Annotated in this window: 26 protein-coding genes; 14 read left to right on the top strand and 12 right to left on the bottom strand. The window is 71.9% G+C overall.

Annotated features, from left to right (window positions below; translation table 11 throughout):
- The first annotated feature begins 161 nt into the window (after positions 1–161).
- Together ACWV17_RS19295 and ACWV17_RS19300 are read left to right on the top strand one after the other, a co-directional pair.
- Positions 162–761: an RNA polymerase sigma factor gene (locus ACWV17_RS19295; RefSeq protein ID WP_455360715.1), complete on the top strand. Its 600-nt coding sequence runs from the start codon at positions 162–164 to the stop codon at positions 759–761.
- 22 nt (positions 762–783) lie between these two features.
- Positions 784–1,527: a hypothetical protein gene (locus ACWV17_RS19300; protein ID WP_455360716.1), complete on the top strand. Its 744-nt coding sequence runs from the start codon at positions 784–786 to the stop codon at positions 1,525–1,527.
- Positions 1,528–1,606: 79 nt separating this feature from the next.
- Here ACWV17_RS19300 and ACWV17_RS19305 read toward each other — a convergent pair whose 3' ends face one another.
- The 3 genes from ACWV17_RS19305 to ACWV17_RS19315 form a co-directional block, all read right to left on the bottom strand.
- A complete protein-coding gene (locus ACWV17_RS19305; RefSeq protein WP_455360717.1) occupies positions 1,607–2,344 on the bottom strand; it encodes a hypothetical protein in 738 nt (245 codons plus the stop codon).
- Between the two features lie 12 nt (positions 2,345–2,356).
- Entirely contained in the window at positions 2,357–2,737 is a 381-nt protein-coding gene (locus ACWV17_RS19310) for a hypothetical protein (RefSeq protein ID WP_455357498.1), read from the bottom strand.
- 418 nt (positions 2,738–3,155) lie between these two features.
- Positions 3,156–3,572 carry a hypothetical protein gene (locus ACWV17_RS19315; protein WP_455360718.1) on the bottom strand — a complete coding sequence of 139 codons (417 nt, stop codon included), beginning with the start codon at positions 3,570–3,572 and terminating at the stop codon, positions 3,156–3,158.
- 127 nt (positions 3,573–3,699) lie between these two features.
- Here ACWV17_RS19315 and ACWV17_RS19320 point away from each other — a divergent pair, with 127 nt between their 5' ends.
- The gene (locus ACWV17_RS19320; RefSeq protein ID WP_455360719.1) at positions 3,700–4,545 is read left to right on the top strand and encodes a helix-turn-helix domain-containing protein; all 846 of its coding nucleotides are present in this window, start codon (positions 3,700–3,702) and stop codon (positions 4,543–4,545) included.
- Positions 4,542–4,784: a DUF397 domain-containing protein gene (locus ACWV17_RS19325; RefSeq protein ID WP_455360720.1), complete on the top strand. Its 243-nt coding sequence runs from the start codon at positions 4,542–4,544 to the stop codon at positions 4,782–4,784. The genes ACWV17_RS19320 and ACWV17_RS19325 overlap by 4 nt, the downstream gene beginning before the upstream one ends.
- A 312-nt stretch (positions 4,785–5,096) precedes the next feature.
- Here ACWV17_RS19325 and ACWV17_RS19330 read toward each other — a convergent pair whose 3' ends face one another.
- A complete protein-coding gene (locus ACWV17_RS19330; protein WP_455357501.1) occupies positions 5,097–5,384 on the bottom strand; it encodes a DUF6355 family natural product biosynthesis protein in 288 nt (95 codons plus the stop codon).
- A gap of 634 nt (positions 5,385–6,018) precedes the next feature.
- On the opposite strand from ACWV17_RS19330, the gene ACWV17_RS19335 reads away from it, so the two are divergent.
- Positions 6,019–6,378, top strand: coding sequence for a DUF6247 family protein (locus ACWV17_RS19335; RefSeq protein ID WP_455360721.1), 360 nt, complete (start codon positions 6,019–6,021; stop codon positions 6,376–6,378).
- Positions 6,371–6,640 (top strand): hypothetical protein, encoded by a 270-nt coding sequence (locus tag ACWV17_RS19340; RefSeq protein WP_455360722.1) that lies wholly within the window; start codon positions 6,371–6,373, stop codon positions 6,638–6,640. The genes ACWV17_RS19335 and ACWV17_RS19340 overlap by 8 nt, the downstream gene beginning before the upstream one ends.
- A gap of 58 nt (positions 6,641–6,698) precedes the next feature.
- Here the strand turns inward: ACWV17_RS19340 and ACWV17_RS19345 are convergent, their stop codons facing one another.
- Positions 6,699–7,982, bottom strand: coding sequence for an adenylosuccinate synthase (locus ACWV17_RS19345; protein WP_455357502.1), 1,284 nt, complete (start codon positions 7,980–7,982; stop codon positions 6,699–6,701).
- Positions 7,983–8,146: 164 nt separating this feature from the next.
- On the opposite strand from ACWV17_RS19345, the gene ACWV17_RS19350 reads away from it, so the two are divergent.
- Entirely contained in the window at positions 8,147–8,983 is an 837-nt protein-coding gene (locus ACWV17_RS19350) for a diacylglycerol kinase (protein WP_455357503.1), read from the top strand.
- A gap of 21 nt (positions 8,984–9,004) precedes the next feature.
- On the opposite strand, the gene ACWV17_RS19355 is transcribed toward ACWV17_RS19350, so the two are convergent.
- The 4 genes from ACWV17_RS19355 to ACWV17_RS19370 all read right to left on the bottom strand — a co-directional run bounded on the left by ACWV17_RS19355 (position 9,005) and on the right by ACWV17_RS19370 (position 12,630).
- Positions 9,005–10,210: a cytochrome P450 gene (locus ACWV17_RS19355; RefSeq protein WP_455360723.1), complete on the bottom strand. Its 1,206-nt coding sequence runs from the start codon at positions 10,208–10,210 to the stop codon at positions 9,005–9,007.
- A 111-nt stretch (positions 10,211–10,321) separates the two neighbouring features.
- A complete protein-coding gene (locus ACWV17_RS19360; protein WP_455360724.1) occupies positions 10,322–10,744 on the bottom strand; it encodes a peptidase inhibitor family I36 protein in 423 nt (140 codons plus the stop codon).
- A gap of 117 nt (positions 10,745–10,861) precedes the next feature.
- On the bottom strand, positions 10,862–11,809 hold the full coding sequence (locus ACWV17_RS19365; protein ID WP_455360725.1) for a hypothetical protein: 948 nt from the start codon (positions 11,807–11,809) through the stop codon (positions 10,862–10,864).
- 8 nt (positions 11,810–11,817) lie between these two features.
- A complete protein-coding gene (locus ACWV17_RS19370; protein ID WP_455360726.1) occupies positions 11,818–12,630 on the bottom strand; it encodes a peptidoglycan DD-metalloendopeptidase family protein in 813 nt (270 codons plus the stop codon).
- 249 nt (positions 12,631–12,879) lie between these two features.
- Here ACWV17_RS19370 and ACWV17_RS19375 point away from each other — a divergent pair, with 249 nt between their 5' ends.
- The 3 genes from ACWV17_RS19375 to ACWV17_RS19385 all read left to right on the top strand — a co-directional run bounded on the left by ACWV17_RS19375 (position 12,880) and on the right by ACWV17_RS19385 (position 16,724).
- Positions 12,880–14,205: an SH3 domain-containing protein gene (locus ACWV17_RS19375; RefSeq protein WP_455360727.1), complete on the top strand. Its 1,326-nt coding sequence runs from the start codon at positions 12,880–12,882 to the stop codon at positions 14,203–14,205.
- Between the two features lie 150 nt (positions 14,206–14,355).
- Positions 14,356–15,117 (top strand): serine/threonine protein kinase, encoded by a 762-nt coding sequence (locus ACWV17_RS19380; RefSeq protein ID WP_455353154.1) that lies wholly within the window; start codon positions 14,356–14,358, stop codon positions 15,115–15,117.
- Positions 15,114–16,724: a serine/threonine-protein kinase gene (locus tag ACWV17_RS19385; RefSeq protein WP_455360728.1), complete on the top strand. Its 1,611-nt coding sequence runs from the start codon at positions 15,114–15,116 to the stop codon at positions 16,722–16,724. The genes ACWV17_RS19380 and ACWV17_RS19385 overlap by 4 nt, the downstream gene beginning before the upstream one ends.
- Positions 16,725–16,730: 6 nt before the next feature.
- Here the strand turns inward: ACWV17_RS19385 and ACWV17_RS19390 are convergent, their stop codons facing one another.
- Together ACWV17_RS19390 and ACWV17_RS19395 are read right to left on the bottom strand one after the other, a co-directional pair.
- Positions 16,731–17,621 (bottom strand): M23 family metallopeptidase, encoded by an 891-nt coding sequence (locus ACWV17_RS19390; RefSeq protein WP_455360729.1) that lies wholly within the window; start codon positions 17,619–17,621, stop codon positions 16,731–16,733.
- A 135-nt stretch (positions 17,622–17,756) separates the two neighbouring features.
- Complete coding sequence (locus tag ACWV17_RS19395) at positions 17,757–19,850, bottom strand: asparagine synthase-related protein (RefSeq protein WP_455353151.1); 2,094 nt, start codon at positions 19,848–19,850, stop codon at positions 17,757–17,759.
- A gap of 547 nt (positions 19,851–20,397) precedes the next feature.
- Here ACWV17_RS19395 and ACWV17_RS19400 point away from each other — a divergent pair.
- From ACWV17_RS19400 to ACWV17_RS19415, 4 genes are all read left to right on the top strand, one after another.
- Positions 20,398–21,891, top strand: coding sequence for an MFS transporter (locus tag ACWV17_RS19400; RefSeq protein WP_455360730.1), 1,494 nt, complete (start codon positions 20,398–20,400; stop codon positions 21,889–21,891).
- Positions 21,892–21,968: 77 nt separating this feature from the next.
- On the top strand, positions 21,969–23,168 hold the full coding sequence (gene lhgO, locus ACWV17_RS19405; protein ID WP_455360731.1) for an L-2-hydroxyglutarate oxidase: 1,200 nt from the start codon (positions 21,969–21,971) through the stop codon (positions 23,166–23,168).
- A 356-nt stretch (positions 23,169–23,524) separates the two neighbouring features.
- Positions 23,525–24,310 (top strand): tRNA (guanosine(46)-N7)-methyltransferase TrmB, encoded by a 786-nt coding sequence (gene trmB / locus ACWV17_RS19410; protein WP_455360732.1) that lies wholly within the window; start codon positions 23,525–23,527, stop codon positions 24,308–24,310.
- 43 nt (positions 24,311–24,353) lie between these two features.
- Positions 24,354–25,715 carry a PrsW family intramembrane metalloprotease gene (locus tag ACWV17_RS19415; protein ID WP_455360733.1) on the top strand — a complete coding sequence of 454 codons (1,362 nt, stop codon included), beginning with the start codon at positions 24,354–24,356 and terminating at the stop codon, positions 25,713–25,715.
- Between the two features lie 8 nt (positions 25,716–25,723).
- Here the strand turns inward: ACWV17_RS19415 and ACWV17_RS19420 are convergent, their stop codons facing one another.
- Positions 25,724–26,740 carry a M23 family metallopeptidase gene (locus ACWV17_RS19420; RefSeq protein WP_455360734.1) on the bottom strand — a complete coding sequence of 339 codons (1,017 nt, stop codon included), beginning with the start codon at positions 26,738–26,740 and terminating at the stop codon, positions 25,724–25,726.
- Between the last annotated feature and the right edge of the window lie 3 nt (positions 26,741–26,743).

A 26,743-nucleotide genomic window follows, 5' to 3' on the forward strand; every position in this document is an offset into this window, starting at 1 on the left:
CTCCCACGCTAAGCAGAGCGTGGCGACGCGGCCACCGCACGCGCTCGGATCCCATCGCGCGGTAAGAGGCTGCAAACGGCTGTAAGAGAGCGCGTCTCCCGGACACATACAGGGTGTGAGGCACTCTGGCGCGGCTTCGTATTCCGGGGGAGGACGGGCGCTTGGATGAGTGGGGCAGGTTCGAAGCGGTCTATCGGGACACCTGCGTGCCCGTCCTCCGGTTCCTGCGGCGCAGGCTGCCGTACGAGGCGGCGGAGGACGCGCTGTCCGAGGTGTATCTGACGGCGTGGCGCAGAAGGGCCGAGGTCAGAGGTGAACCGCTGCCGTGGCTGTACGGGATCGCGCGCCTGGTCGTGGCGAACACGGTGCGGTCGACCGGCCGCAGGCACCGGCTGCGGGAACTGCTGGTGGCGGCCGGTGACGACCGTCCGGTGCCGGCCGCGGAGCAGAGCGCGGTGGACCGTATCGCGGCCGCCGACGCCCTGGACCGGTTGCCGGAGACGGCGCGGGAGGCGTTGGTGCTGGTCGCGTGGGACGGGCTGGACGTCCGGCAGGCGGCACGGGTGGCCGGCTGCAGCACGGCCGCCTTCTCCGTACGCCTGCACCGTGCCCGCAAGTTGCTGGAAGCAGCCTTGAACGAGTCCGGATCGAGCGGGAAGGGAGCTGACGATGGGCAAGGACGTGGAACGGGTGAGGGCACTGCTCTCGGCCCACGATCCGGCAGCCGGAGTACATCGGGTACCGGAGCGGACGGAACGTGAAGTGGCCGCGAGGCGGGCTGACATGACACCGGCGGAGGCGGAGGCACCACGGCGGGTCCGGAAACCAGTGCTGTGGGCGGGTGCGGCGCTCACGGCGGGCGCGGCCGCCGCGGCGCTCTTCGTCCTGCCGGCCGGGGACGGCGACGGCCCTGGTGACGGCGGTCGCGGGCCGGTTGCCGTCCCGGAGGCCGATGACGTGCTGCCGTCGGTGACGGGTACCGACTGGGTCACGTACGCGGATCAGGTGGTGGTGGTCCGGCCGGTCGCGGAGAAGGAGATTCCGCCGAGCGCGGACGAGCGGGAGGCCGGCGAGGGGTACATCGGCCGTTCCGCGACTCTGGAGGTGGACCGGGTCCTGTGGAGCCGGGGCGGAGCGCCCACCGCTCCGGCGTCGGTGACGCTGGATGTCGCCGGGTGGACGTTCCAGGGCGACCAGCGCCGGGAGTTCGCCGTCCACGACAGCCCCCGGCTGGAGAAGGGCCACACGTACATCGTGGCGCTGGCCCGTCTCCAGGACGGTACGTGGTCGGCGCTGGGCAGCAGCGCGGTACTGCCCTACGACAACGAAACCATCGGCAAGGGTGAATCCGAGGGCACCAACCACCCCACCCCGCCGGGCGGGCATGAGGCGGGCAGCGTCGAGGAGCGAGTGAACGGAAAGCCGGCCCGGTCGCTGGTGGACCTGCTGAAGGGAACCGCACCGGATCCGGCGGCAGCACCGTACGCGAGCCTGCCGCCGGAGGAGCGCTACGCCAAGGCGCAGTGATCGCAGAAACGCAGCGGTGCCCCACCTCTGGATGCAGAGGTGGGGCACCGCGGTGTTGGTACGGCGGTGAGCAGCAGGCTCAGTTCTTCGCCGGTGCCGGTGCAGATTCCGGTGCAGATTCCGGTGCGGGTGCAGATGCCGGTTTCGCGGCCTTCAGCACGGAGACGAGCGCGTCGGCGGTACGGCCACTGGTCAGGCTCTCCACGCTGTTGTCGGCATCGGGTGCTGCCAGCGCTTCGGCCGACTGCGGACCAGGGGCCGGCGGGGTGTGGATCGTGCCTTCGGATTCACCCTTGCCGATGGTTTCGTTGTCGTAGGGCAGTACCGCGCTGCTGCCCAGCGCCGACCACGTACCGTCCTGGAGACGGGCCAGCGCCACGATGTACGTGTGACCCTTCTCCAGCCGGGGGCTGTCGTGGACGGCGAACTTCCGGCGCTGGTCGCCCTGGAACGTCCATCCGGCGACGTCGAGGGTCACAGATGCCGGAGCGGTGGGCGCTCCGGCCCGGCTCCACAGAACCTGGTCGACGGAGAGGGTCGCGGAACGGCCGATGTACCCTTCGCCGGCCTCCCGCTCGTCCGCGCTGGGCGGGATCTCCTTCTCCGCGACCGGCCGGACCACCACCACCTGATCCGCGTACGTGACCCAGTCGGTATTCGTCACTGACGGCGACACGTCATCGGCGTCAGCGATCACCACGCCGTCCGCTTCCGTACGGGGCTCGGAACCGGGGGTCCCGAGCCATGTCCCGACCAGTGACCCGGCCACGACCGTGGCGGCCAGAGCGCCGAGCATTCTGCTGCGCGTGATCTTCACTGTCAGGCCCCCTCAGTACGCCGAGTTGATCATGGACTTGTTGTGCGCTCCCAGCGAGGCGACCGCCGACGGCGTCACCATGCAGGCCAGCCGGGAGTCGTCCTGGCGCAGTCGGGGGGAGGCGTTCTGGCCGTGTGTCAGCCCGACGGCGTGACCCGTCTCGTGGCACGTGGTGCTGGCGGGCGGGTTGCTGGAGGCGAAGCGGACGTAGTGCTGGTCGCACTTGTTCCCTCCGACCGAGTCGTTGCACCAGGCGATACCCCGGCTCCCCGACGGCGTGGAACCCGACTGGTAGATGATGTCCGTCTCTGATCCACCGCTGTAGCTGGGGCTACCGGGATAGCTCACATTGAGATCGGTGGGGTTGTACTGGCCGTTGAGTGCGTTCTTCACCTTTGTCTTTCCCGCACTCGACACGCTTCCCTGGAGCCAGACGGTAAGGGCGTTGTTGTCCGTCCTGCAGAAGCCGTCGCCCATTTCCCCGTCCGTGCACGACCACGGCGTGTTCGCCGTCGGGTACATGCTGTCGGTGATGGCCGCGGATGCCGTGGTGGCACCTATTCCGGCGAGTGCAATGGCCGCGAAGGCCGCAACGGACGTGCGGATTCCGCGAGTTCGTCTGATCACTTGCTCCCCCTTGCGTAACTGGATCGTTGATCCTTTACGCCGAGCATCCGCCTTCCCGAACCGCCGGATTGGCTGCTGTTCCCCCAGCAGCACGAAGGTGGATTCTCGGCCGCAAGGGAACTCAATCGCGAACAAACGAGCGAAAGAACAGGGGAATCAGTCACTCCAGGAGCCAGTTTTCGCCTCAGAGGTCACGCGTGTGCGGCAGGCCGTTCACCGCGCTGCGGAGCAGCAGCGGATGTACGAAGCGGTCGGCGCGGCGGGGAGGGCAGCGCCAGCTCAGCGGCCAGGTCCGGCCGCTGAGCGCGGGCACGGGGATGTACGAGATCCGGTCGTGCCCCGCGGTGAGCCGGGTGACCGCGGGAGGCCAGGGCCGGTGGGCGGTACTGCCGGCCGGGACGAGGAAGTACATCGACCGGCGCCCGTTGTCCTCGGCCACGATGGGCCCGGGGTCCCCGCCGGTGAGCCCCTCCAGCACGTCGGCGAGCTGCCGCCCGAGGAGGCCGTCCACGCGGAGGGCGTCGAACTGGACGCCGGCCTTCCGGAGTTGAAAGCCGGAGGCGGGGACCCAGGGGATCTTCTGGTGACTTTCCGTATTCACAAGGACAGTTTCGGAGGGTGGGGCTAGCGTTTTCCATGACCCTGCGTCGACCACCGGATACGGTGCGAAATCGGCGCTGACTGTTTGAGACCGGTTGAGTCCGGTTGAGTCGGGTGGAGTCGGGGTGGTGACCGCTGTGGCGCGAGCGGAGAACAAGGAAGTGGCGGGGGCGACTACGCGGTATGTCGCGGAGATCGCGAGGATGATGCGCGAGAAACAGAACCTGACGCAGAAGGAGGTGGGCGAGCAGACCGGTTTCACCGGCTCGGCGATCAGCGCGATGGAAACGTGCGCGCAGCCGGCGAGCGACCAGATGCTGGTGAAGCTGGAGGAGGTGATCGGGAGTGGGCTGGGGTTGTTCGAGACGGCGCGTCCGTACGTACTGATGGACAAATACCCAGCGCGCTTTCGGCACTTCAGCCGGCTTGAGGCGGAGGCGCTGACGATCTCGTCGTACGAGACGCATGTCGTCGACGGGTTGTTCCAGACGGAGGAGTACGCACGGGCGCTGATCCAAGGCGGTTTTCCGCCGGTCCCCGACTCCAAGGTCGAGGAGCTTGTAGAGGCCCGAATGCTGCGCAAGGCGCTCTTCGGCCGGGATCCGCTTCCGCTGATCGAGCTGATCCTCGAAGAGTCGGTGCTGCGGCGGCCATTCGGCAGCTTGGAGATCATGCGCGGCCAGCTGCGGTCGCTCGCCGAGGACGCTCTACGGGTCAATGTCACCGTGCAGGTGCTGCCGCTGGACAGGGGACTGAGCGGTTCCTATGCGGGTGCTCGGGGTCCGATGAAGCTCGTGGAGACCAAGGACCACCACCACGTGGTCTACATGGAGATCGAGGACGAGAGCATTCTGGTCAGCGAACCCCCTGCCGTCTCCCGACTCTCGCACCGATATGCGAAGATCCGCGCACAGGCCCTGAGCCCTGACGAATCCCTGGGCCTCATTGAGCGGTTGGCGGGAGAGCGGTCATGAGCAGCGCCTTGCAGTGGTTCAAGTCCAGCTACAGCGACGACGGCGGTGGGAACTGCGTCGAGATCGCCTTCGACTGGCGGAAGTCGAGCTACAGCGACGGCGGTGGCGGTGGCGGTAACTGCGTAGAGGTCGCCGCGTGCCCCCACACCATCCATGTCCGGGACTCCAAGAACCCGGAGGGACCCGCGCTTGCCCTCCCGCCAGGCGCCTGGACGGCGTTCCTGGGCTGGGCATCCTGATCCAGGAGCGAGTGGTTCGGGTGGGGGGCCGCCCGACCGGTGATGATGGCGGCTCCGGGCCGGGCGTCAAGGGCGCTCCCTGCGGTCGCGTCGCTGCGCGATGGCCTACGGCCACCCTTGACCCCCGCCCCTCCACCGCTACTGCTTGTTGAGGGGGCGGCCCCCGGAGCGGGGCCCCGGGATCCACCGGCTGCTGGTCCCGGTCCGCTGCCGGCCGCAGGCCGGTGGGTGGTTGCTGGGCGCGGCAGGTCCGGGATGGGCCCGGCCCGGCTCAGCGGCCGCCGGGCCGGACCGTGTGTGGAAGGCGGTGGATCAGCAGGTGCGTCCGACGTACCATGCGCCGTCGATCTTGTCCGCAGATCCGAGCCAGGTGACGCCCGGGGCCACGCAGCGCTCGTAGTTGGGGCCCCACACCTCGACCTCGATCACTACGCGCGAGCCGTCACTCGTGCAGTGGTTGTAGTAGGAGTCGCTGGAAGTCGCGTAGTAACCGCAAGGGTTGAGCGCCGCGGCGGAAGGGCAGGCGTGTGCCGCGGTGGACAGTCCGAGGATGAGGCCCACGGCACCGACGGTGGCCAGCAGGGAACGGCGAACACTCATGGGGAGCTCCTTGGTGAAGACGATCTGACTCGTACGAGCCATAGCGATCTTGGTGACAACCACTCACTGTCACCGCTGTACGCACCGTCGATCACTCGCACAGGCAGCGGAGATCACCCTGCTGGCGCAGAGCTCCAGTTGATGCCGTCAATCGTGTCTGGCTTGCCGGGGTTTGCGGCTGCCTGCGGGCCCCCTCGGCCGCTTGGTGTCAATCCACCTCGGATTGGGCGTTGCCGTAGTCCAACAGACGGTCGTCGGCCGCTATGCCGAGGCCTGCAGCCCCCGAACCTGGTGCGTGTCTTGCCCCATCTGCCGGGCTGAGGTCACCGACGACAGCGCAGCCAGCGTCCCGGCTCAGGTGGGGCCCCGCTCCCCGGGGCCGCCCGACACTCATCTGCACCAGCGGGACGCGGCTGTCTGTCAAGGGGGGCCGTAGGCCATCGCGCAGCGACGCGACCGCAGGGAGCGCCCTTTACAGGCAGACGCGGCCCGCCATACTCACAAAGCGGGCGGCCCCGGGTTTCGCCGCACCCCTCGCCCCCGGGCACAGTCACGCGCCCCCGGCCCGCCTGCTCCCCTGCGGGCCTCGCTCTCTCTGCCGTAACGTGGCCGTGGCTCTCAAGGGAGGAACGAGATGACCGCCGAACACATCGACCCAAGTGTCCCGATCATCGGCAGACCGGACCGGAACCCTGCCGCGCTCCGGGTGGCTCTGGCTCAGGTTGCCCCTCACCGGCTGGCCGAGATGGAACAGCAGAAGGACGACGCAATCGCCCTTGCTGCCCGGACGGGCACTCTGGGGCCCATTCTGCAGTTCCTCGAGACCTGGGCCGTTGTGGTGGAGATCGCCCGGCATCCCGCGGCCGCCACACGCCTCAGAGCCGCCGAATACGCCGCACAGGTGCTCGACAAGAGCGACCCAGCCTGGCGTGACGCGATGAACGAGATCCACAGCGTGTTCGCGGGGGCACAGAGGGCGGTAGCGGATGGGTGACTGGCGCTGGGAGTACGACCCCAGCGAGTCGCACGTCGTCGGCGGAGAGACGCCGGCTCCTGCCGCCTTCGTCGCCGAGGTCGAGAAGCGCGCCGCTGAGATCGTGCGGGCCGCCGAAGCTCTCCATCTCGACGGTGCATCATTCCAAGGCGTATCCGACGGCGTGCAGACCGCCTTCGTCCCCGGTGGCATGTTCCTCTACCTGAGCGTGGCCCGCCACGAATGCGTCTACATCCTGCAAGTCAGCGCCTGGCCCGCCTGACCCGACGGCCGGAGGCCGTGGTGCGTGTGCCCCACGGCCTCCCGCTCTTTGCGCCCTGCTAGATGAACGAGTTGATCTCGATCGTCTCCGTGCGGCCCGGGCCCACGCCGATCGCCGAGATCGGCGCTCCCGACATCTCCTCCAGCGCCTTCACGTACGCCTGCGCGTTCTTCGGCAGGTCCGCGAAGGTCTTCGCCTTGCTGATGTCCTCGGTCCAGCCCGGCAGGTACTCGTACACCGGCTTCGCGTGGTGGAAGTCGGACTGGCTGTACGGGAGCTCCTCGACGCGCTTGCCGTCGATCTCGTACGCCACACAGACCGGGATCTGCTCCCAGCCGGTCAGCACGTCCAGCTTGGTGAGGAAGAAGTCGGTCAGGCCGTTGACCCGGGTCGCGTACCGCGCGATCACCGCGTCGAACCAGCCGCAGCGGCGGTCGCGGCCGGTGGTCACACCGCGCTCGTGGCCGATGCGGCGCAGCGCCTCGCCGTCGTCGTCGAAGAGTTCCGTCGGGAAGGGTCCTGCGCCTACGCGGGTGGTGTAGGCCTTCAGGATGCCGATGACCCGGCTGATCTTCGTCGGGCCCACGCCCGCGCCCGTGCACGCGCCGCCGGCGGTCGGGTTCGAGGAGGTCACGAAGGGGTACGTGCCGTGGTCGACGTCGAGCAGCGTGCCCTGGCCGCCCTCGAAGAGGACGACCTTGCCCTCGTCGATGGCGTTGTTCAGGATCAGGGTGGTGTCCGCGACGTACGGCTTCAGCTGGTCGGCGAAGCCCAGCAGCTCCTCGACGATCTTCGAGGACTCGATCGCGCGGCGGTTGTAGAGCTTCGCCAGGATCTGGTTCTTGAAGTCGAGAGCCGCCTCGACCTTCTGGGTCAGGATCGACTCGTCGTAGAGGTCCTGGACCCGGATGCCGACACGGTTGATCTTGTCGGCGTACGTCGGGCCGATGCCGCGGCCGGTCGTACCGATCTTCCGCGAGCCGAGGAACCGCTCCGTCACCTTGTCGACCGTCGTGTGATACGGCGTGATCAAGTGAGCGTTACCGCTGATCAGGAGCTTGGACGTGTCCACGCCTCGCTCGTTCAGCCCGCTCAGCTCGGAGAGCAGGACGGCCGGGTCGACGACGACTCCGTTGCCGATCACCGGAGTGCATTCCGGCGTGAGGATTCCGGAAGGGAGGAGATGGAGCGCATACTTCTGGTCGCCGACGACGACCGTGTGGCCGGCGTTGTTACCGCCCTGGTAGCGCACCACATAATCCACAGATCCACCGAGGAGGTCGGTGGCCTTTCCCTTGCCCTCGTCACCCCACTGAGCACCGAGCAGCACAAGTGCGGGCACAGGCGTACACCCCTTCCGGGCGGGGCATGTCCAAGGTCAGGGGGCGTACGACGATGTACACCGCAGAACTGAGCCGTCGGACCGGTACCCCGGAATAGACCAAGCCCCTGGCGCAATAGCGCAAGGGGCTCTTGCACAAAGATGCTACCCGAGGAAGGACCGAGGTGTCGGCCCCAGAGCCCACCATCAGCCACGCAGGACCTCTCGACCCCCTGCTGGTGCTCGTCGACCCGGTCGCGCGCCGCCTCGACGGCGAGTCCGTACGGATCGCGAAAGACGTCCTGTGCGCGGGCGCGTCCGCGAAGGTCTGCCTCCCCGACGGACCCGAGGAATTCGCGCGGGCACTCGCCCGCCGGGGCAGTCGCCGGCCCGTGATCGTCGGTGACGACCGGACCCTCGCACGGACGGTCTCCCTGCTGCACCGGGAACGCGAGCTGGACTGCGGCGCGCTGTCCCTGGTGCCGGTGGGAGCCGCCTCCGCGCTCGCGCTGGCCCGTTCCCTAGGCGTCCCGACGAGTACGGTCGCCGCCGCCCGCGCCGTGCTGGACGGCGCGGAACGGCGCCTGGACCTGCTGGTGGACGACAGCGACGGCGTGGTGCTCGGCGGCCTGCGCATCCCGGCGCTCACGGCGCGGTCCGCGCCGGCCGGGCCGGTGTCGGTGTGGCAGGCCTGCCGGTCACTGGTACGGACCCTGGTGCGGCCTGCGCCGCCCGCCCCCGGGCAGCCCGCCGGTACGCACCGGCTGCGCGTGGAGGCGGACGGAGTGCTGCTGAGCGACCTGGACCAGCCGGTCGAGGATGTGTCGCTGTGCTCCCGGGCCGGCCTGGCCGAGGTGGTCGTACGCCCGCCCGAGGCCGATCCGGTCCTGGCGCAGGCGCTGACCGTGACGGTCTCCGGGGCCGATTTCCGCTACCGGGCGGACACGGCGGTGGCCGGGCCGGTCCGCACGCGGACGTGGACGGTACGGCCGGGGGCCTGGTCGCTGACCGTTCCGGGCTGACCGAGCTCGGCACCGCGGCCGTCAGACCTCGACCAGCAGCTCCCTGAGCCCGCGGATCACATAGCCCGGCTGCCACTCCGGCTCGGCGGCCGGCCGCAGCCCCGGCGCCTCGCGCAGCAACGTACCGAAGGACGCGGCCAGCTCCAGGCGGGCGAGCGGAGCGCCGAGGCAGAAGTGGATACCCGCGCCGAAGGTGATGTGCGGATTGTCCGTACGGGCCAGATCGAGGGTGTCCGGGTGCGCGAACCGGGCGGGGTCGCGGTTGGCCGAGCCGAAGAGCAGCGCGACCTCGGAGCCGCGCGGGATCACCGTCCCGCCCACCTCGATGTCGTCCAGCACCCAGCGCCCGAACATCTGCAGCGGGGTGTCGAAGCGCATCAGCTCCTCCACAGCTGTGGACAACAGCGCGTCCGGCGCGGCGCGCAGGGCGGCGAGCTGGTCGGGGTGGCGGAACAGGGTCCACCAGCCGTTGGCCGTGGTGTTCACGGTCGCCTCGTGGCCCGCGTTCAGCAGCAGGACGCAGGTGGAGACCATCTCCTGCTCGCTGAGCCGGTCGCCCTCGTCGTGCGCGGAGATCAGCGCCGAGACCAGGTCGTCGCCGGGCGCCTTGCGGCGTACGGCGATCAGCTCGCGCAGGTACGCGGAGAACTCGACGGACGCGCGGACGGCACGGGCCGCGGCCTCCTCGGTGGGGTTCAGCTCGAACATGCCCACGATGTCCGCCGACCAGGGGCGCAGCAGGGGGCGGTCGGACTCGGGGATGCCGAGCATCTCGGCGATCACGGCGACGGGCAGCGGCTCGGCGACGGCCTCGACGAGGTCGCCGCCGCCGTCGGCGACGAGGTTCCCGACCAGCTCGGCGGCCAGCCGCTGGACGGTGGGGGCGAGCCGCTCGACCGTACGCGGGGTGAACGCCTTCGACACCAGCCGCCGGATGCGGGTGTGGTCCGGGGGCTCCAGGTCCAGCAGCCCGTTGCCGTTGAGGACGTGGAACGGCTCGTGCGCGGCGGGCGGGGGCGTACGCCCGAACTCCTCGTGCGTGAAGCGGTGCAGGTACGTCCGGCCGAGCCGGCGGTCGCGCAGCAGGGCACTGACGTCGGCGTAGTGCGGGATCAGCCACTGGCCGGTGGGCGCGAAGCGGTGCGCCCGGCCGCGGGCGCGCAGCTCGGCGTACGCGGGGTAGGGATCGGCCACGAACCGGGGTGACCAGGGATCGAAGGCTGCCATGCGGGGACGTTACCGCCGGCTGCGGCGGTACGGCTCGTCGGGCCCGCGGCCCGGAGGCACGCCGGGGCGGCGGGGGCGGCGGACCAGGCCGGCGCGCCGCCCCCGGAAGGCTCAGCAGCTGTGGTTGACCCAGCGGTTCGCCTCGCCCTGGTCGTTGGCGACGCTGTCCCAGGTGTTGCCCCAGCCCTTGTCCAGGCAGAAGGACTTACCGCCGTATCCGTTGTCGTGGTAGACGACGACGGAGGTGTAGGAGGTCCCGGTGCCGTTGTTGAACCACGAGGAGTCCTCGTGGGCGATGAACCGGTTGGCGGTGTCCGACCAGATGGGGTTGTCGTACTTGAACTTGGCGATGCCCCAGCCGGCCTGGTCGTAGTTGATCCCCTTGTAGACACAGAGGTAGCCCGCGTCGCAGTTGCCCGGGTTGCGCTGGCTGTAGGTGGGGTTCGTGCCGTCGGCGTGAGCGGTCGCGGCGGCGAAGGGGAGGACGGAGGCGGCGAGAGCCAGCCCGAGAACGGCACGCATCGACTTGCGCATAGGTGGTCCTTCGGTAGGTGACTGCTGATGGGGTGACTGCCTCCGCAAGAGCACCGGAGGCCCGTGCCCGCGTGGAGCGGGCACGACGTTTTCGGTGGGTGGCCCGCCGGACAGGCCCTAGGCGGGCCGGGTGAGGGACTCGGCCTTGGCGAGTGCCCCGGCGACCGCGTCGGTGAAGTGACGGGCCTGCCGGGCGAACCGCTTGCTCGCGGCCGCCTCGACCTGCTCGCGCTGGATCCGGGTCCCCGTACGGGCCAGGGTTTCCCGCCGGTTGCACTCGGCGTCGGCCACCGCGACCCGTACCTCCCGCGTACGCGCGGCGCCCGGGGACTCCGAGCGGCGCTGGGCGGCCACCGCTTCGATGGCCTCGGACGAGCTCCGGTAGGGGAGGCCCCGGTCGCTCATGCAGGTGCGCCAGTTGGCGAGCGCCTTGGTGTACTCCGGCTTGGCGACCACCTGGTCCCAGGTGATGTACTCCAGGTTGACGATGATCGCCTTGGCCTCGGTCCACCGGCGCAGATCGCCGTACAGCTGCCGCCGGGCATCGGCCTGGCAGCCGTCGGCGCTGGTGAAGACCTGCCCACGGCCGGGTACGTCGACGACGATCGAACCGCGGTCGGTCCCGTCCAGCGCTCGGGTGAACTCGGTTCTGCGCTGCGGGGTCAGCGCGGCCAGGTACCGGGCCTGCGGTCCGGTCTCTGCCCGCGCCTTGCCGCCGGCGCGGTCACCCGTGCCCGCCGTCTCGGCCAGTCCGTAGCCGTGGGCGCGCGCCCAGGCCACGTCGTCGAGGCCGAAGGGCCGGTCGGGCATCTCGCTGCGGGCCTCGGCCGGGGCGGGGTCGAGCGTGTAGCGGAAGCCCTTGTCCTTCATGCAGGCCGCGATCAGCCGCTGCTCGGCCGTGCCGAGGAGTTCCTTCTCGGTGTCGGTCAGCTCGGTACGCAGCTCACCGGCCACCGACTTGGCCGGGTCGGCGGGCCGGCCGGCCGGAGGGTCCGCCGAGCAGGCGGTGACGAGCAGCAGCCCCGCTGCTGCCGCGAGCGTCAGAGGTACGTCCTTTCTGCGCATGCGGACGCCTACCGGCACTCGTTGGGCACGTTGCCCGTCTCGTTGCCCTTGAGGTAGATCGCGCTGACGTAGCCCACGCCACCGGCGTTCAGGCGGAGTTCGACCCACTTGTCATTGCTGTAGCCCGAGTCGTTGACGACTTCGCCGCGCTTCCAGCAGTTCGCCGGGTAGGTCTGGTTCGGGTAGACCTTGCTCACCGGGTCGCAGCCGGTCGACGCGCAGGTGCGTACGTTGGCCTCGGCCCACGCCGTCACCGTGGTGACACCGCCACCGCCGCCCGGGGTGCAGGGCAAGCCGACACCGCGGTCACGCAGGTAGGGGACCGGGTCGATACCGCGTACCGACGTGGAGGAGTTGGGCCGGATCCGCAGGTGCAGGTGGTTGCCGGTGGAGTCGCCCTCGCTGCCCATGAGCGCGATGCGCTGGCCGGCGGCGACGTCCGCGCCGACGGCGACGTCCCGGTGGTACATGTGGCCGTACTCGCTGACCGTGCCGTCCGGGTGCTGGATCCGGATCCACTGCCCGTAGCCCTGTGCCGGGCCGGAGTTGATGACGCGTCCGGGGCCGACGGCGTAGATCGGGGTGCCGCGGTTGTTGGCGATGTCCACACCGTCGTGGCCCGCGTGGTACCACTGCGAGATCTGTCCGGCGGCCGGACAGGCGCCGGCGTACGCGGCGGCGGCAGCGGAGGCGGCCTGCGGGGCGGCGGGGGTTCGTGGGGCGGCGGCGTGGCCGGGAGCGGCCGCCGCGAGCGGCAACAGCACTGCGGCGGCGGCCGGCAGACCGGCGCGCAGGACGGGACCGAGCGGACGTGTGCGCACGAGAGGTTCCTCCCTCTTCTACCGGTTCCCTTTTCCGGGCCGGGAGTTCGTTACCGGCGGTCGGTCGCCGTCGTGGCTCGGCCGGTGTCCGGAACGTATCGGCGGGGCGCGGGTGAACGGCATCCGGAAACTTCCGGAATGACATGGGCCGGGCGCCGGGATTAGGAAGGCCGGGCACCACTCCCCGTTGTCGCACCGCTGTCTCACCGCGGTCCCGCCGCTTCTTTCAGCCGAGTTGAGGGGTTCTCCGTGAACGAAGTACCCGTACGCCGCCGCGCACGGCGATGGCCGCTCCTGCGGATGCTGAGCGTCCTCGTGGTGGGAGCAGGTCTCCTGGCACCTTCGGCCGCGGCCGAAACGCGCACCGATTCCGGTAGGGATTCCGCCACAGGCCCCTCTGCCGAGGTTCCGTTCGACGCGGCCGGCGAAATCCGGACCAGCTGGCGGCTCGATCTGGTCAGCCGGAAAGCGGATCAAGCCAATATCGCGCGCAACGCGGGTTCCATATCGGTCAAGGACCGCAAATTCCGCACGCGTTCCGCTCCCGGGAATGCCTTCGCCGACTACACGACCCCGGCGCAGAGCCTGGGACGCCAGGCCGCCGCGTTCACGGTCACGGCGGAGGCGACCGTGCCGCCCGCCGGCCGGCTCCTGGTCGAGGTCCGCGGCGCGAACCACCGGGACACGTGGACGCAGTGGAGCGAGGCGGACGCCGCGGGGCGGGTCCGGCTGGCGCAGCCGGTGTCGGTGGTGCAGGTCCGGCTGACGCTGCTGGGGGTGCCCGGCGGGCAGGCGCCCACCGTCTCCGGGCTGGTGCTGAGGGCCGCCCGCGACCAGCCGGCTCCGTCCGCGCGGCGGAGCGTGGTCGCGGACGGGCCGACGTACCGTCTCTTCGCCACCCGTGAGGGACTGGTCGGCGGCACGACCGCCAACGGCCATGTCATACGGGAGCGCGACCACTTCGTCGCCCTGCCGTCCCGCCGGATGCTGGCGTCCAAGGGAGGGTACGAGTACCAGGCCCGGCTCTGCTACCGCGGCCGCTGCGAGACCGCCCCGGTGTGGGACGTAGGCCCGTGGAACACCAAGGACGACTACTGGAACCCGTCGTCGCAGCGCGAGATGTGGCGGGACCTGCCGCAGGGCACGCCCGAGGCGCAGGCCGCGTACCAGAACGGGTACAACGGCGGGCGGGACGAGTTCGGCCGCCGGGTCGCCAACCCCGCGGGCATCGACGTGGCGGACGGGACGTTCTGGGACGGGCTCGGCATGACCGACAACGACTGGGTGGATGTGACGTTCCAGCCGGCCGGCGGCGGCTCGCGGTCCGTGACGGCCTGGACGGAGGCGAATGTGCGCTCCTGTGCCTCGACCGACTGTGACCCGGTGAGCAAGGTCTACCCGAACCAGACCTACCCGGCGAATTGCTGGAAGCGTGGCCAACTGGTTTCGTCCGACGGATACACCAGCGACAAGTGGGTCGAACTGCGCCTCAATGCCGGGGGCGTCGGCTATGTCAGCGGCATCTTTCTGAAGGGTGACGAAACAGGTGGTGTAACCACCGAATGCCGGGCATGAACCTCTAGCGCATCGCGCCTTCCCGGTCCGATTCCCAGGGCCTCGCTCAAGCCGAACTCCATGTAAAATTCGCCCTCGTAGCCGTCGTCCGTGCTCTTTGACCATGAGGCGGGCGACGACGGGGTGCACAAATGCGTGGGGGAACACGACATGAGCGGTGTACTTGTACATGTGCCGCCCTCGGAGGGGGACGAACCGGTCACTCTTCGACTCGGCCCGGGCGAAAGCGCACGATTCGGCAGGGGGTCGCCGGAACGGCCGGTGGAATTGCGGCTTTCGGATCCATCCGTCTCACGGCTGGCCGGGGAAATCCGTGTCACCGAGGACCACTGGCAACTCAGCAACTACAGCACCACCCACAGCTACCTGGTGGAGAACCCGGAAGGCGCCGGCGAGTATCTGAGGATCCCGCCGCGCCGTTCCGGGGCTCCCATTCCCTTCGAGTTCGCGCGGGTCGTGCTGCCGACGCGCGGCGCGGGCGTGAGCTTCCAGGTCTTCGCTCCCGACCACGTCTATGTGGACGGGGACGGTCCGCAGAGCCCGTGGGGCACCAGGACTCTCACCGCGTTCTCCCTCGACGAGACGTCCACCTACTTCCTGGTGCTGGTCGCGCTGTGCGAACCCCGGCTGCGGGACGAGTCGGCCGTCGCGGTGCCGACCACACCGCAGGTGGTGGACCGGCTGCGCAACCACGCGGGCTTCGCGCGGCTGACCGCGCGCGCGGTCAGTTCGCACATCGACTACCTGGCCGCCGAGAAGCTCCGGGTCCACGAACCTGAGCAGGGCACGCGGCTGCACGGCAAGCGTGAGGCGGTCGTCGCGGTGGCGCTGCGGTTCGGGCTGGTCCGGGAGGAGCACCTGAAGCTGCTGCCGCCCCGCGCGCCGGGTGCATCGGCCGGGGCCGTCTCATGACCGGGACGCCCGGACCCGAGGAGTACGGACCCGAGGAGTACGGCCCGGAGCACACCGATGGCATCGACGGTCCCGGCGGCGACGGCGCCACCGGCCGTTTCGCGCCCGGCGGGCGGGGGCTGCACGTGCCCGGCGGCTACCGGGTCGGCGACTGGGAGGTCACCGAACCGATCGCCACCGGCGGTTGGGGAAGCGTCTTCAAGGGCCGCCGCGCGCCCGACGCCCGCGTACCGGACGGCGGCGGGGACGGCGGTCCCGACAGCGGCCGGGACAGCGAGCCCGAGGTCGCCCTGAAGTTCCTGCCCACCGCCGGTCTCGCCCCCTGGCAGGCACGCCAGATCGTCGAGACCGCCCGCCGGGAGGTCGACTTCGGCCGCCGGGCCGACCACCCCCGGCTCATCCGGCTGCTGGACTCGGCCGTGGTCAGCGACCCGGACGGCGGCGCGCTGGACGGCGCCGTGGTACTGGTGATGGAGCGGGCTGCCGGCAGTCTCCAGGACCTGCTGCACGCGGCCGACGGCCGGCCGCCGGAGGAGGCGCCGCGGCTGCTCGCCGAGGTCTGCGAGGGGCTGGCCCATCTGCACGGCCTGGGCTGGGTGCACGGCGACCTCAAGCCGGACAACGTACTGATCATGGCGGACGGTTCCGCCCGGCTGTCGGACTTCGGCCTCACCAGCGAGCTCGACGGTACGCGCGGGACGCACGGCTACATGCCCCCGCTCGGCTCGCCCGACTACCTGCCGCCCGAGCGCTGGAACGCGCCACTCGGTGAACGGGGCGTACTCGTACGGCCCACGGCCGACATCTGGGCGCTGGGCATCATGATCCACCAGCTCTTCACGGGGGGATCGTCGCCCTTCCCCGGGGCCACTCCCACCAGCCGGGGCGCCGCCGTACAGGAGTACGCGAGCGGCCGGGCGCCGCTGCGCATGCCCGCGGAACTGCCGTCGGCCTGGCGGGAGATGGTGGCGGACTGCCTTGCCCCGACCCATGAGGCCCGCGCGGAGCACTCGGCGCAGTCGCTGCTGGAGCGGATCCGCGCCGCCGGGCAGGAGACCCTGCAGCGGCCGGTCCCCCGGCCGCGCCGGTCCCGGCGTCACCGCTGGGCTGCCGGGCTGGCCACGACCGGCGTGGTCGGCTGCCTCGGCGCCGCCGCGTGGTGGCAGTTCGGCTCCGCCGCGGGGTGGTGGCCGGGCGGGTCCGACACGCCGCCTTCCGTGGTCGGGAGCGAGCCGCCGGCGGGACCGCGGGCGCAGGTGACGGTGTTCAACGTCGAGCCCCAGTGCGCGGCCGCGAAGACGCGCGAGCCGAAGTGCAGCATGGGCCTGGCGAGGGACCCGCTCGTGCAGTACACGATTGACAACGTTGTACCGACCCGGGTCTGGCACGGGGACGTCCTGACCACCGACTGCTCCCTTCCCTCCGGCCAGCCGGTCACGGACGAGGTGGGGAAGAAGTCCACCCACTGGTTCCGGATCCGCCTGTCGGGCAGGGAGAAGGGAGCGGACGGGGCGCAGGCGCCGAGTGCCGAGCCGGAGGAGTCCCTCGCCTGGCTGCCGGGGGTGCGCACCAAGGACCGTCCCGAAATCCCCACCTGCACCCCGTAGTTCTCCCTACTCGCCCGGCCCGCAGTCGCGGATCACCGTGCCGCTGTTGTCCTTTGCCTCGTCGTTGCCCCACCGCTGGAGGTAGTACGCCGAGACGTACGCCCGCCCGCTCCCGCCCGGATTCACCACGTCGAGGTCGGTGCGCAGCCAGTAGTGGTTGAAGGAGCTGCCGTCGCCGACCCGGTCGCCCTTGACCTTGCAGAACACGTAGTTGGTACCGGCGCGCAGCGTGCCCTGGGGGGCGCACTCCGGGGTGTTCTTCCCGACGCAGTGCGGCGAGGCGTATCCGGTGGCGTCGGCGAAGGTGTCCACCCAGTACTTCTGCGGGGCCGGGGTGCCGCCACCGCAGGCGTTGGTGCTGGTGACGCGGGGGAACGGCCCGCTCGGGGAGAGCCGGTACTCGGTGCCCTGGATGACCGGGTGCACCATCTCGTCGGTCTCGCCGTCGTGGTCGCCGTTGGAGTCGAAGAGCTGCTCATAGTGCAGGTGCGCCGTACTGGTGCCGACCAGCCCGAGCCGGCCGAGCGGCGCGCCGGCCTGGACCTGCTGGCCGAGGACGACGTCCCGGCGGTCCATGTGCAGGTAGACGGTGAACCACCCGTTGCCGTGGTCGATCTCCAGACCGCCCGGCTCGAAGAACTCGTGTACGCGGCCGGGCGCCGAGGCGACCACCTGCCCGCCGAGCGTCGGCCCGCCGACCCGGTACATGTCCAGCTTCTTGTCCTCGGGGTTGTGGCCCGCGTACGTCTGCAGCTGCCAGACCTGGCCGCAGGCGAAGGGCAGCCGGAAGTCGGGCCGTGCGGCCGTCGCTTCCTCGGTGGTGGCGTACGCGGGCGCACTGCCCAGCGTCAGCAGGGACACGGCGACCATCGCCACAAGCGCCCACAAGCGTCTCATCGGACCTCCTTCGGCCTGAACGGCCTTACGGCCTGTCAGGCCCTCGGTGGCCCACCCTCCCGGGGCAGCCGCGTCCCGCGGAGCCCGTCGCGTTACGGGTTGACGGCAGCCGGGGGAAGGGTTATTGGCGAGGTGTCACAGGCTCGGGCGCGGGACGACTCCGCCCGCCACCGCCCGCTGGCGCGGGGCCGCCGTGCCCGTCCAGCAGGTGCCCCGGCGGGCGAGCAGGCGGCGCAGCCACAGCTCGGTGGAGACGAGTTCCGCGATGCCGTCCAGCGGGACCGCCTCGCCCTCGGCCGCCGCGCGCAGCGCCTTGCGGACGACCCGCGCCTCGATGAGGCCCGCGTCCGCCAGCAGCGGCGCGTCGAAGAGCGCGATCAGGTCGCCGACCGCGGCGCGCAGGCCCGCGCGGACGGCCGCCGTCGAGGCGGCCTGGGAGGTGGCGCCCCAGCCGGGCGGCAGATCGCGCACCCCCGCGCCGGACAGGACCGTGCGCAGGATCTCGGCGCGGGCGCCCGGCTGGACCCGCAACGCCTCCGGGAGGGCGCGCGCGGCCCGTACCACCTGGTTGTCCAGGAACGGCGCGTGCAGTCGCTGGCTGCGGACCTCGGCGGCCTGCTCGAAGACCCGGTGGTCGGCCGCGTGCCGGGCCAGCGCGGCGCGGGCGCGGGCCTCGCCGGGCCGGAGGACCGAGGCGGGGCGGGTCGCCGACGCGTGCAGGCGAACCGATACTTCAGCCAGCGCCTCACCGGTCAGCCAGCGCGCCGCCGGGCCGGGCCGGGACCACGCGAGGGCGGCCACGGAGGCGTCGACGACCCCCGCCGTCTCGTCGAAGTCGTAGGTGCGCAGGCGGGTCGCGGCGTCCTCGATCCCGGCGCGGTAGGACGTACGGGCCAGCCGCCGCGCCGCCCGGTAGACGGTCAGCGGGACGAAGAGGGAGTGCGCCGAGGGGCCGTCGGCCCTGGCGAGCGCGGCGACCGGGCGCAGCAGATGGCGCCGGCGGCGGTCCATCAGCAGGTCCGCCAGCCGCGCCGGGTGCGCGTCCAGGACCTGCCGGGCGCCGTGGCCGACGAAGTGGTCCGCGCTGCCCGCCGCGAGCCGGCGGCGGTGCCGCTCCGCGGTGATCAGGGACGGGCCCGGCTCGTCGGTGAGCGGGCCTTCCAGCTCCGCGTACGGCAGCGCCTCCTCGGCGGCCGCGACGACGACGTGGTGCAGCCGCGGGTTGGCGGCGATCGCGCGGGCCCGCTCCAGCTCCGCTTCGCGGCCCCGCGTCGCCAGGTCGTTGAAGGTGACGGCGAGCAGCCGCTCGCCCGCTCCCGTGCCGTGGCCGAGGATCGTGCCCGGTACGCCGGGCAGCCCGGCGGCCAGCAGCGCCAGCGTGCCGGACGCGCTGCCGCCGGACAGGTCCGCGCCGATGCCGGGGGCCGGCCCGCCGCGGGCGGCGCGGCGATCGGCGGGGCCCATGCCCGGGACCGGGCCGGGGTCGTACGGCAGGGGCTCGGGCGCGTGCCGGGGGGCGGTGAGTCTGGCCCGTACCGCCTCGACCAGCGCTTCGCGCACGCCGTCGACCGCGCGGGCGGCTTCGACCTGGGGCGCGGCGACGGCGAGCGAGGCGACCGGTTCGTACCCGGTGATCTCGCGCGAGCCCTCGCGCAGGATAAGCGCGTGGCCGGGCGGGATGCGCCGGACGCCGGCGTACGGCGTGCCGTCGCGCAGCGCCTCCGGCACGTCGGGGCAGGCCAGCAGGGCCGCCAAGTGGCCGATGTCCAGCTGGGCTTCGATGAGGTCGGCGAGCGGCAGGGCGGCGGTGGCGTACGCGGTGCCGTTCGCCCACGGGGTGTAGAACACCGGCCGCGCACCTGCCAGATCGCCTACGACGGTGATACGGCGGCCGACCTGGACGACGGCCGTATAGCTGCCGGACCAGTTGGTGAGGTGGCGCAGGGCTCCGCCGCGGGCCGCGAACAGGCCCACCCGCAGCTCCTCGTCACTCGCCCCGCAGCAGCCGAGGACGGCGAGCCGGGTGAAGGTGTCGACCGTGACGGTACGGATCTCGTCCGGGCGCCAGTCCCCCACCGCCCACAGCGGATCCGGGTCGCCCCACAGGAGTTGGGAGCCGACGGGGTGCACGGTGCGGGCTTCGGAGTCGCCGCCGGCCCCGTCCGGCCCCACCGCCCCAGCTGTACCGAAACGTGCGGCGATACTGCTCCACCCCACCAACCACCGCATCGCCGCCTCCACAGGCTGTGGACAACTTCATCACCGCACGCACCGAAGTAGTTTCGGACCATGCTGCCACGACCATGGCGTACGGGAGGGGCTCGGGCGCGCGCGTAAGCACGCGAATGCGCCCCCGGGAGACGGTATTTGGCGATCCGCGCCATAGGCGGCATTCAGCCATTCTGGTTCGTTCGCGTGTGGCCGGTGAACGCACGGCCGACGCACAGTCCGGGAGGCGCTGTTCGCCTCCCGGACCGGTCCGCCGCCCGCGGGGATTGAGACGGCGGTGTCCCCCAGCCCACTGGATCCCATGCAGTGGGCCGACCCACGCACCGCACATGGAAGCGCTCCCGCTCCGGCCGGACCAGAGCGCACGGGCGGGCGCACGGCCACACACCGGGAGCACGGTGCCGCTGCCGCACCCACGCGAGCGAACAACAATCTCGCCATACGGACCATTGCCTCTTAACGCTTGGGATGCGGCGAACTACGCTGGGTTTACGAATGCCGGGTGCCTATGCCCCGGCGGCCGTCTGTGTGTCGAGGGGTGTGGCGCATGTCCAGGGAGCTCCGTGAGCCGAATGAGAAGCTCGGCACCGTCCTCGCCCTCGCGGGTATCAGCAACGCAGGACTCGCGCGGCGAGTCAACGACCTCGGCGCGCAGCGTGGCCTGACGCTGCGTTACGACAAGACCTCGGTGGCCCGGTGGGTCTCCAAGGGAATGGTGCCGCAGGGCGCCGCGCCGCATCTGATCGCGGCGGCGATCGGCGCCAAGCTGGGCCGGCCGGTCCCGCTGCACGAAATCGGCCTGGCCGACGCCGATCCCGCGCCGGAGGTGGGCTTGGCGTTCCCGCGCGATGTCGGGGCGGCGGTGCGCTCGGCCACCGACCTGTACCGGCTGGATCTGGCGGGCCGCCGGGCCGGCAGCGGCGGCATCTGGCAGTCGCTGGCCGGATCGTTCGCCGTCACCGCGTACGCGACGCCGGCCTCGCGATGGCTGATAACGCCCGCCGACAGCTCGGTCGCCCGGGAGGCGCCGGGGGCCGGCGGTGCCGTGGGCGGGGGCGGGGCGCCGGGCGTGCCGTCCGGGCCGCCCGGCGGCGAGGCGGCGGCCGGATCCGACGCGTCGCCGCAGCGGGTGGGCCACAGCGATGTGGCGAAGCTGCGCGAGGCCGCGGAGGACGCGCGGCGCTGGGACTCCAAGTACGGCGGCGGGGACTGGCGTTCGTCGATGGTCCCGGAGTGTCTGCGGGTCGACGCGGCGCCGCTGCTGCTCGGCTCGTACACCGACGAGGTCGGCCGGGCGCTCTTCGGCGCGACGGCCGAACTGACCCGGCTGGCCGGCTGGATGGCCTTCGACACCGGCCAGCAGGAGGCCGCGCAGCGGTACTACATCCAGGCGCTGCGGCTCGCGCGCGCGGCGGCGGACGTGCCGCTGGGCGGGTACGTCCTGGCGTCGATGTCCCTCCAGGCCACCTACCGGGACTTCGCCGACGAGGGGGTCGACCTCGCGCAGGCCGCGCTGGAGCGCAACCGGGGCCTGGCCACCGCGCGCACCATGAGCTTCTTCCGGCTGGTGGAGGCGCGGGCGCATGCCAAGGCCGGCGACTCGCAGGCGGCGGGCACCTCGCTGAAGGCCGCGGAGGGCTGGCTGGAGCGGTCGCGGGAGGGCGACGCCGATCCGTCCTGGCTGGGCTTCTATTCGTACGACCGCTTCGCGGCGGACGCGGCCGAGTGCTACCGGGATCTGAAGGCGCCGCGGCAGGTGCGCCGCTTCACCGAGCAGGCGCTGTCCCGGCCGACGGAGGAATTCGTCCGCTCGCACGGCTTACGGCTGGTGGTGAGCGCGGTCGCCGAGCTGGAGTCGGGAAACCTGGACGCGGCGTGCGCGGCGGGCACGCGGGCGGTGGAGGTCGCCGGGCGGATCTCCTCGGCGCGTACGACGGAGTACGTACGGGATCTGCTGCACCGGCTGGAGCCGTACGGCGACGAGCCGCGCGTCGCGGAGCTGCGGGAACGGGCGCGCCCGCTCCTGGTGGCGCCTGCCTGAATCTTTCGCCCGGTTCCCGTACTGGTTTGAGGGCATTGTCAGTGGGCCAGTGCACTATCGGGGTGGGAGGTGGAGCGATGAGCGACGGCTGCGACGTGGTCGTGATCGGCGGCGGGATCGTCGGCCTGTCGACGGCGTACGCGATCACGCGCCTCGCGCCGGGCACCCGGGTGACGGTGCTGGAGAAGGAGCCGGGACCCGCCCGGCACCAGACCGGGCGCAACAGCGGTGTGATCCACAGCGGAATCTACTACCGGCCGGGGTCCCTGAAGGCTCGGTTCGCCGTCCAGGGCGCGGCCGAGATGGTCAAGTTCTGCGCCGAGCACGACATACCGCACGAGGTCACCGGCAAGCTCATCGTCGCGACCGAGCGGGCCGAGCTGCCCCGGCTGCACGCCCTGGTCCAGCGCGGCCGGGAGAACGGGATTCCGGTCCGTGAGCTGGGCCCGGCCCAGCTCGCGGAGTACGAGCCGCATGTCCGGGGCCTGGCGGCGATCCGGGTCGGCACGACCGGGATCGTCGACTACGGGCGGGTGGCGGCCCAGCTCGCGGACCTGCTGACGGCGGCGGGCGCGGACGTGCGGTACGGCGCGGAGGTCACGCTGATCGGGCGTCGCGCGTCGGGCGTCGCGGTCCGGACCGCGGACGGTGCGGTGCTGCGCGCCCGCGCGCTGGTCAACTGCGCGGGGCTGTACTGCGACCGGATCGCGCGGCTGGCGGGCGACGACCCGGCCGTGCGGATCGTCCCGTTCCGCGGCGAGTACTACGAACTGGCCCGGCCCGAGCTGGTGCGCGGCCTGGTCTACCCAGTGCCGGACCCGGCCTTCCCGTTCCTCGGGGTGCACCTGACCCGGGGCATCGACGGCGGCGTCCACCTCGGGCCGAACGCGGTGCCGGCGCTGGCGCGCGAGGGGTACGACTGGTCGGCCGTACACCCCCGCGAACTGGCCGGCACGCTGGCCTGGCCCGGGTCGTGGCGGATAGCGCGCCGGCACTGGCGGTACGGCGCGGGTGAGCTGCACCGCTCGCTGTCGAAGCGCGCGTTCACCGAGGCGGTGCGCCGGCTGCTCCCGGAGGTGACGGAGCCGGACCTGCACCCCGCGCCGGCGGGCGTCCGCGCCCAGGCGGTCCTGCGCGACGGCACGCTGGCGGACGACTTCCTGATCCAGGAGGCCCCCAGAACCCTCCACGTCCTGAACGCCCCCTCCCCTGCGGCGACGGCATCCCTGCCGATCGGCCGGGAGGTGGCCCGAAGGGCCCTGGCGGCGATGGGGTAGGGCGGGCGGCGGGGGGGGCGCCTGGGGGCGGCGGGGCTGGAGGCGGCGAGGGCGGGCGGGGCGGAGGCAGTCGGGCACCGGCAGGCCGCACGGGCGGGCCGGGGTAGCCGGACCGGGACGGACGGCCGAAAGGCACCGGGGTCCGGACCGGGGCGGACGGACGGCCGAAAGGCACCGGGGTCCGGACCGGGGCGGACGGACGGCCGAAAGGGGCTGGGGTCTGGACCGGGGCGGACGGACGGCCGAAAGGGACCCGGCCTGGCCCGTGGCACCGGGGCGCAGGCAGTCGGCAACGGGGCAGGCGTCGGGGACGGCCGGGACGGCGTGTCGTGGGGGCGCCGTAGAATCGGGGCATTGTGTCTGAGTCCCTTAACGCCACCACCCCCCAGGCCGGCCGGCTCCTCCGCGACCGGAGCGTGCCCCGCTTCCCCGACGGGCCCGCGCCCGACCCCGCCGGCTCGCACCACGAGCGGCGGATCCGCAGCTTCCAGCCGCGGCGAAGCCGCGTGACCACGAGCCAGGGGGACGCGCTCCAGCGGCTGTGGGGCCAGTGGGGACTCGACATCGACGGACGGCACGTCCTGGATCTCGACGAGCTCTTCGGCGGGCTGCCCGTCGTCCTGGAGATCGGCTTCGGCATGGGCGAGGCCACCGCGCAGATGGCCGCCGACGACCCGGACACCGGAATTCTGGCCGTCGACGTGCACACCCCCGGCCAGGGCAACCTGCTCGGTCTCGCGGAGCGGAACGGACTGTCCAACATCCGGGTGGCCAACGGCGACGCGATCATCCTGCTGCGGGAGATGCTGCCGCCGCGCTCGCTCGACGGGCTGCGGGTGTACTTCCCGGACCCCTGGCCCAAGAAGCGCCACCACAAGCGCCGGCTGATCCAGCCGGAGTTCCTCTCGCTCGCGGCGACCCGGATGAAGCCGGGCGCGGTCCTGCACTGCGCGACCGACTGGGAGCCGTACGCCGAGCAGATGCTCGAGGTGCTCAGCGCCCACCCCGGCTTCGAGAACACGCAGGCGGACGGCGGCTACGCGCCCCGCCCCGCGTTCCGCCCCCTCACCCGCTTCGAGGGCCAGGGGCTGGACAAGGGGCACGTTGTACACGATCTGCTGTTCCGCCGTACGCAGAACTGATACGTCCTCGCGAGGTGCCGCTGCGCCTCGTTAGGGTCGGCGAATGTCCTCTCCTGCGGACCCCGTCCCGGTCCCGGCCTGTGAACGGCGGCCGCTGTTCGACGCCGTTCCGGAGCGCGCGCACTGGCGCTACCGCCCGCGCCGCGCGTTCTGGCGCGGCAGGACGGTCCGCGCGGCGGCGGTGACCACCCTGCTCGCCCTCTCGGCCCTGTTGATCCTCGCCCTCGTACGCGAACAGACCGGCACCCAGGGCTTTCTGGTCGGCCTCGGCCTCTCGGTCCTGCCGGTGCCACTGCTGCTGGCCGCGTTCCGCTGGCTGGACCGGGTCGAGCCGGGCCCCTGGACAAACCTGGTCTTCGCCTTCGCGTGGGGTGCCTTCGCGGCCGCGCTCGTCGCGATAGTGGCGAACAGCTTCGCCACCCGCTGGCTCGCCATGGCCACCGCGGACCCGGCCGGCGCGGACCACCTCGGGGCCACCGTCATCGCTCCGGTCGTGGAGGAGAGCGCGAAGGCGGCCGCCGTGCTACTGGTCTTCGTCTTCCGCGGACGGGACTTCACCGGGATCGTCGACGGGGTGGTCATAGCCGGCTTCACCGCGACGGGCTTCGCCTTCACCGAGAACATCCTCTATTTGGGCAACGCGTTCGGCGAGGACCTGGAGACCGGCGGCTCGGGTCTCACCTCGATGACGGCGGCGACCTTCTTCGTCCGTATCGTCATGTCGCCCTTCGCGCACCCGCTGTTCACCGTGCTCACCGGCATCGGCTTCGGCGCCGCGGCGATGGCGGCCGAGGGTCGCCGGCCGCGCAGGATCGTTCTTCCGCTGCTGGGGCTCGGCCTCGCGATGCTGATGCACGCCCTCTGGAACGGCTCCTCGGCCTACGGCGAGCACGCCTTCTACCTCGTGTACGGGGCGTTCATGGTGCCCGTCTTCGGGCTGCTGACCTGGCTGGCGGTCTGGACCCGGCAGGGCGAACTGCGGACCGTCGCCGACGAGCTGCCCGCGTACGCGGCGGCCGGCTGGCTGGGCCCCGCCGAGCCACCGGCGCTCTCCTCGATGCGGGCCCGCGGCGTGGCCCGCGGCATGGCGGCCCGGACCGGCGGACCGGCCGCGGCACGCGCGGTCGCCGAGTACGAGGCCTTCGCGACGTCGCTGGCCTTCCTGCGGCACCGGGCCCGCCGCGGCGCGGCCGGCCCGGACTTCACCGCCCGCGAGCAGGAACTGCTGCACCACCTGTGGCAGCGGCGCGCGGTGGCGGGCCCGGCGCTGGCCCACGCGGCCCTAGCAACGGGCCGGCTGCCCGTACCGATCCCGCGCCCGCACGTCACCGTGTACGGGCACGGCCCGGGCGGCCACGGTCCGTACGGCAATCCGTACGGCGCGTACGGGCACCCCGGCCGGTAACCGCCCGCTCAGACCGTCAGGCCCTTGCCGCGCAGCCAAGCCAGCGGGTCGACCGTGTCGCCGCCCACGCGCACCTCGAGGTGCAGGTGCGGGCCGGTGACGTTGCCGGTCGCGCCGACGCGCCCGATGGTCTCGCCGTTGGTGACCTTGCCGGAGGTGACGGACATCGAGGAGAGGTGGCAGTACCAGATCTCCGTACCGTCCTCGAGCTCCAGCACGATGCGGTAGCCGTAAGACCCGGACCAGCCGGCCGACTTGATGGTGCCGCCGTGCACGGCCTTGACCGGCGTACCGGTGGGGGCGGCGAAGTCGAGGCCGGTGTGCTGGCCGGAGGACCACATCGAGCCGGACTGGCCGTAGTGCGAGGTCAGGGTGTACGAGGAGGTGGGGAGGGAGTAGCCGGCCGCCAGCTTGGCGAGTCGCTCGGCCTCCGCCTCGGCCCTGGCGGCCTCCTCCGCGGCCTTCTTCTCCGCGGCCGCCTTCGCCGCCTCGGCCTCCTGCTGCTTCTTCGCCTCCGCGGCGGCCGCCGCTTCCGCGGCCTTCTCCGCGGCCGCACGGGCCTCGGCGTCGGCGGCGTCCTGCTGGTGCTCGGCCTGGAGCAGGATGCGGGCGCGCAGCGCCTCGCCCGCGTCGGTGGTGCCCTGCTGGGCCTCCGCCGCGCTGACGCCGGCCATGGTGAGCGGGGCGTCGACGGAGGTGTCCCGGTCCTCGTCGCTGTCGTCACCGGATATCAGCGCGCCCACGCCGGGCAGCGAGGCGGCGTCCGGCAGCGAGGACGTGATCGAGTCGGGGAGGGAGATGGTGACGGCCGGCTTGTCCTGCGCGGTGGCGATGCCGCCGGCGCCGACCGCGGCGATGACGCCGACTCCGAGCACCGTGGAGCTGCGGGCGAGTCCGCCGCGCTGCTTGGCGACGCGGTGCCGGCCGCGTACGGGACGGACGGAGTCCTCAGTGGGGTTCCATTCCTCCCACGTCCCCCCTTCGACGCCGAAACCTTCGGTGCCTCCCGGAAACGACTGCGTCATGGA

The sequence above is a fragment of the Streptomyces mabaensis genome (assembly GCF_053763515.1).

What these genes read in the sequence shown, in the direction of transcription:
- ACWV17_RS19300 (WP_455360716.1), top strand. Translation starts at nt 784, where the DNA reads ATGACACCGGCGGAGGCGGAGGCACCACGGCGGGTCCGGAAACCAGTG.
- ACWV17_RS19330 (WP_455357501.1), bottom strand. Translation starts at nt 5,384, where the DNA reads ATGAGTGTTCGCCGTTCCCTGCTGGCCACCGTCGGTGCCGTGGGCCTC.
- ACWV17_RS19340 (WP_455360722.1), top strand. Translation starts at nt 6,371, where the DNA reads ATGGGTGACTGGCGCTGGGAGTACGACCCCAGCGAGTCGCACGTCGTC.
- ACWV17_RS19360 (WP_455360724.1), bottom strand. Translation starts at nt 10,744, where the DNA reads ATGCGCAAGTCGATGCGTGCCGTTCTCGGGCTGGCTCTCGCCGCCTCC.
- ACWV17_RS19400 (WP_455360730.1), top strand. Translation starts at nt 20,398, where the DNA reads ATGTCCAGGGAGCTCCGTGAGCCGAATGAGAAGCTCGGCACCGTCCTC.
- ACWV17_RS19415 (WP_455360733.1), top strand. Translation starts at nt 24,354, where the DNA reads ATGTCCTCTCCTGCGGACCCCGTCCCGGTCCCGGCCTGTGAACGGCGG.
- ACWV17_RS19365 (WP_455360725.1), bottom strand. Translation starts at nt 11,809, where the DNA reads ATGCGCAGAAAGGACGTACCTCTGACGCTCGCGGCAGCAGCGGGGCTG.
- ACWV17_RS19325 (WP_455360720.1), top strand. Translation starts at nt 4,542, where the DNA reads ATGAGCAGCGCCTTGCAGTGGTTCAAGTCCAGCTACAGCGACGACGGC.
- ACWV17_RS19420 (WP_455360734.1), bottom strand. Translation starts at nt 26,740, where the DNA reads ATGACGCAGTCGTTTCCGGGAGGCACCGAAGGTTTCGGCGTCGAAGGG.
- ACWV17_RS19395 (WP_455353151.1), bottom strand. Translation starts at nt 19,850, where the DNA reads ATGCGGTGGTTGGTGGGGTGGAGCAGTATCGCCGCACGTTTCGGTACA.
- ACWV17_RS19335 (WP_455360721.1), top strand. Translation starts at nt 6,019, where the DNA reads ATGACCGCCGAACACATCGACCCAAGTGTCCCGATCATCGGCAGACCG.
- ACWV17_RS19355 (WP_455360723.1), bottom strand. Translation starts at nt 10,210, where the DNA reads ATGGCAGCCTTCGATCCCTGGTCACCCCGGTTCGTGGCCGATCCCTAC.
- lhgO (WP_455360731.1), top strand. Translation starts at nt 21,969, where the DNA reads ATGAGCGACGGCTGCGACGTGGTCGTGATCGGCGGCGGGATCGTCGGC.
- ACWV17_RS19385 (WP_455360728.1), top strand. Translation starts at nt 15,114, where the DNA reads ATGACCGGGACGCCCGGACCCGAGGAGTACGGACCCGAGGAGTACGGC.
- ACWV17_RS19380 (WP_455353154.1), top strand. Translation starts at nt 14,356, where the DNA reads ATGAGCGGTGTACTTGTACATGTGCCGCCCTCGGAGGGGGACGAACCG.
- ACWV17_RS19390 (WP_455360729.1), bottom strand. Translation starts at nt 17,621, where the DNA reads ATGAGACGCTTGTGGGCGCTTGTGGCGATGGTCGCCGTGTCCCTGCTG.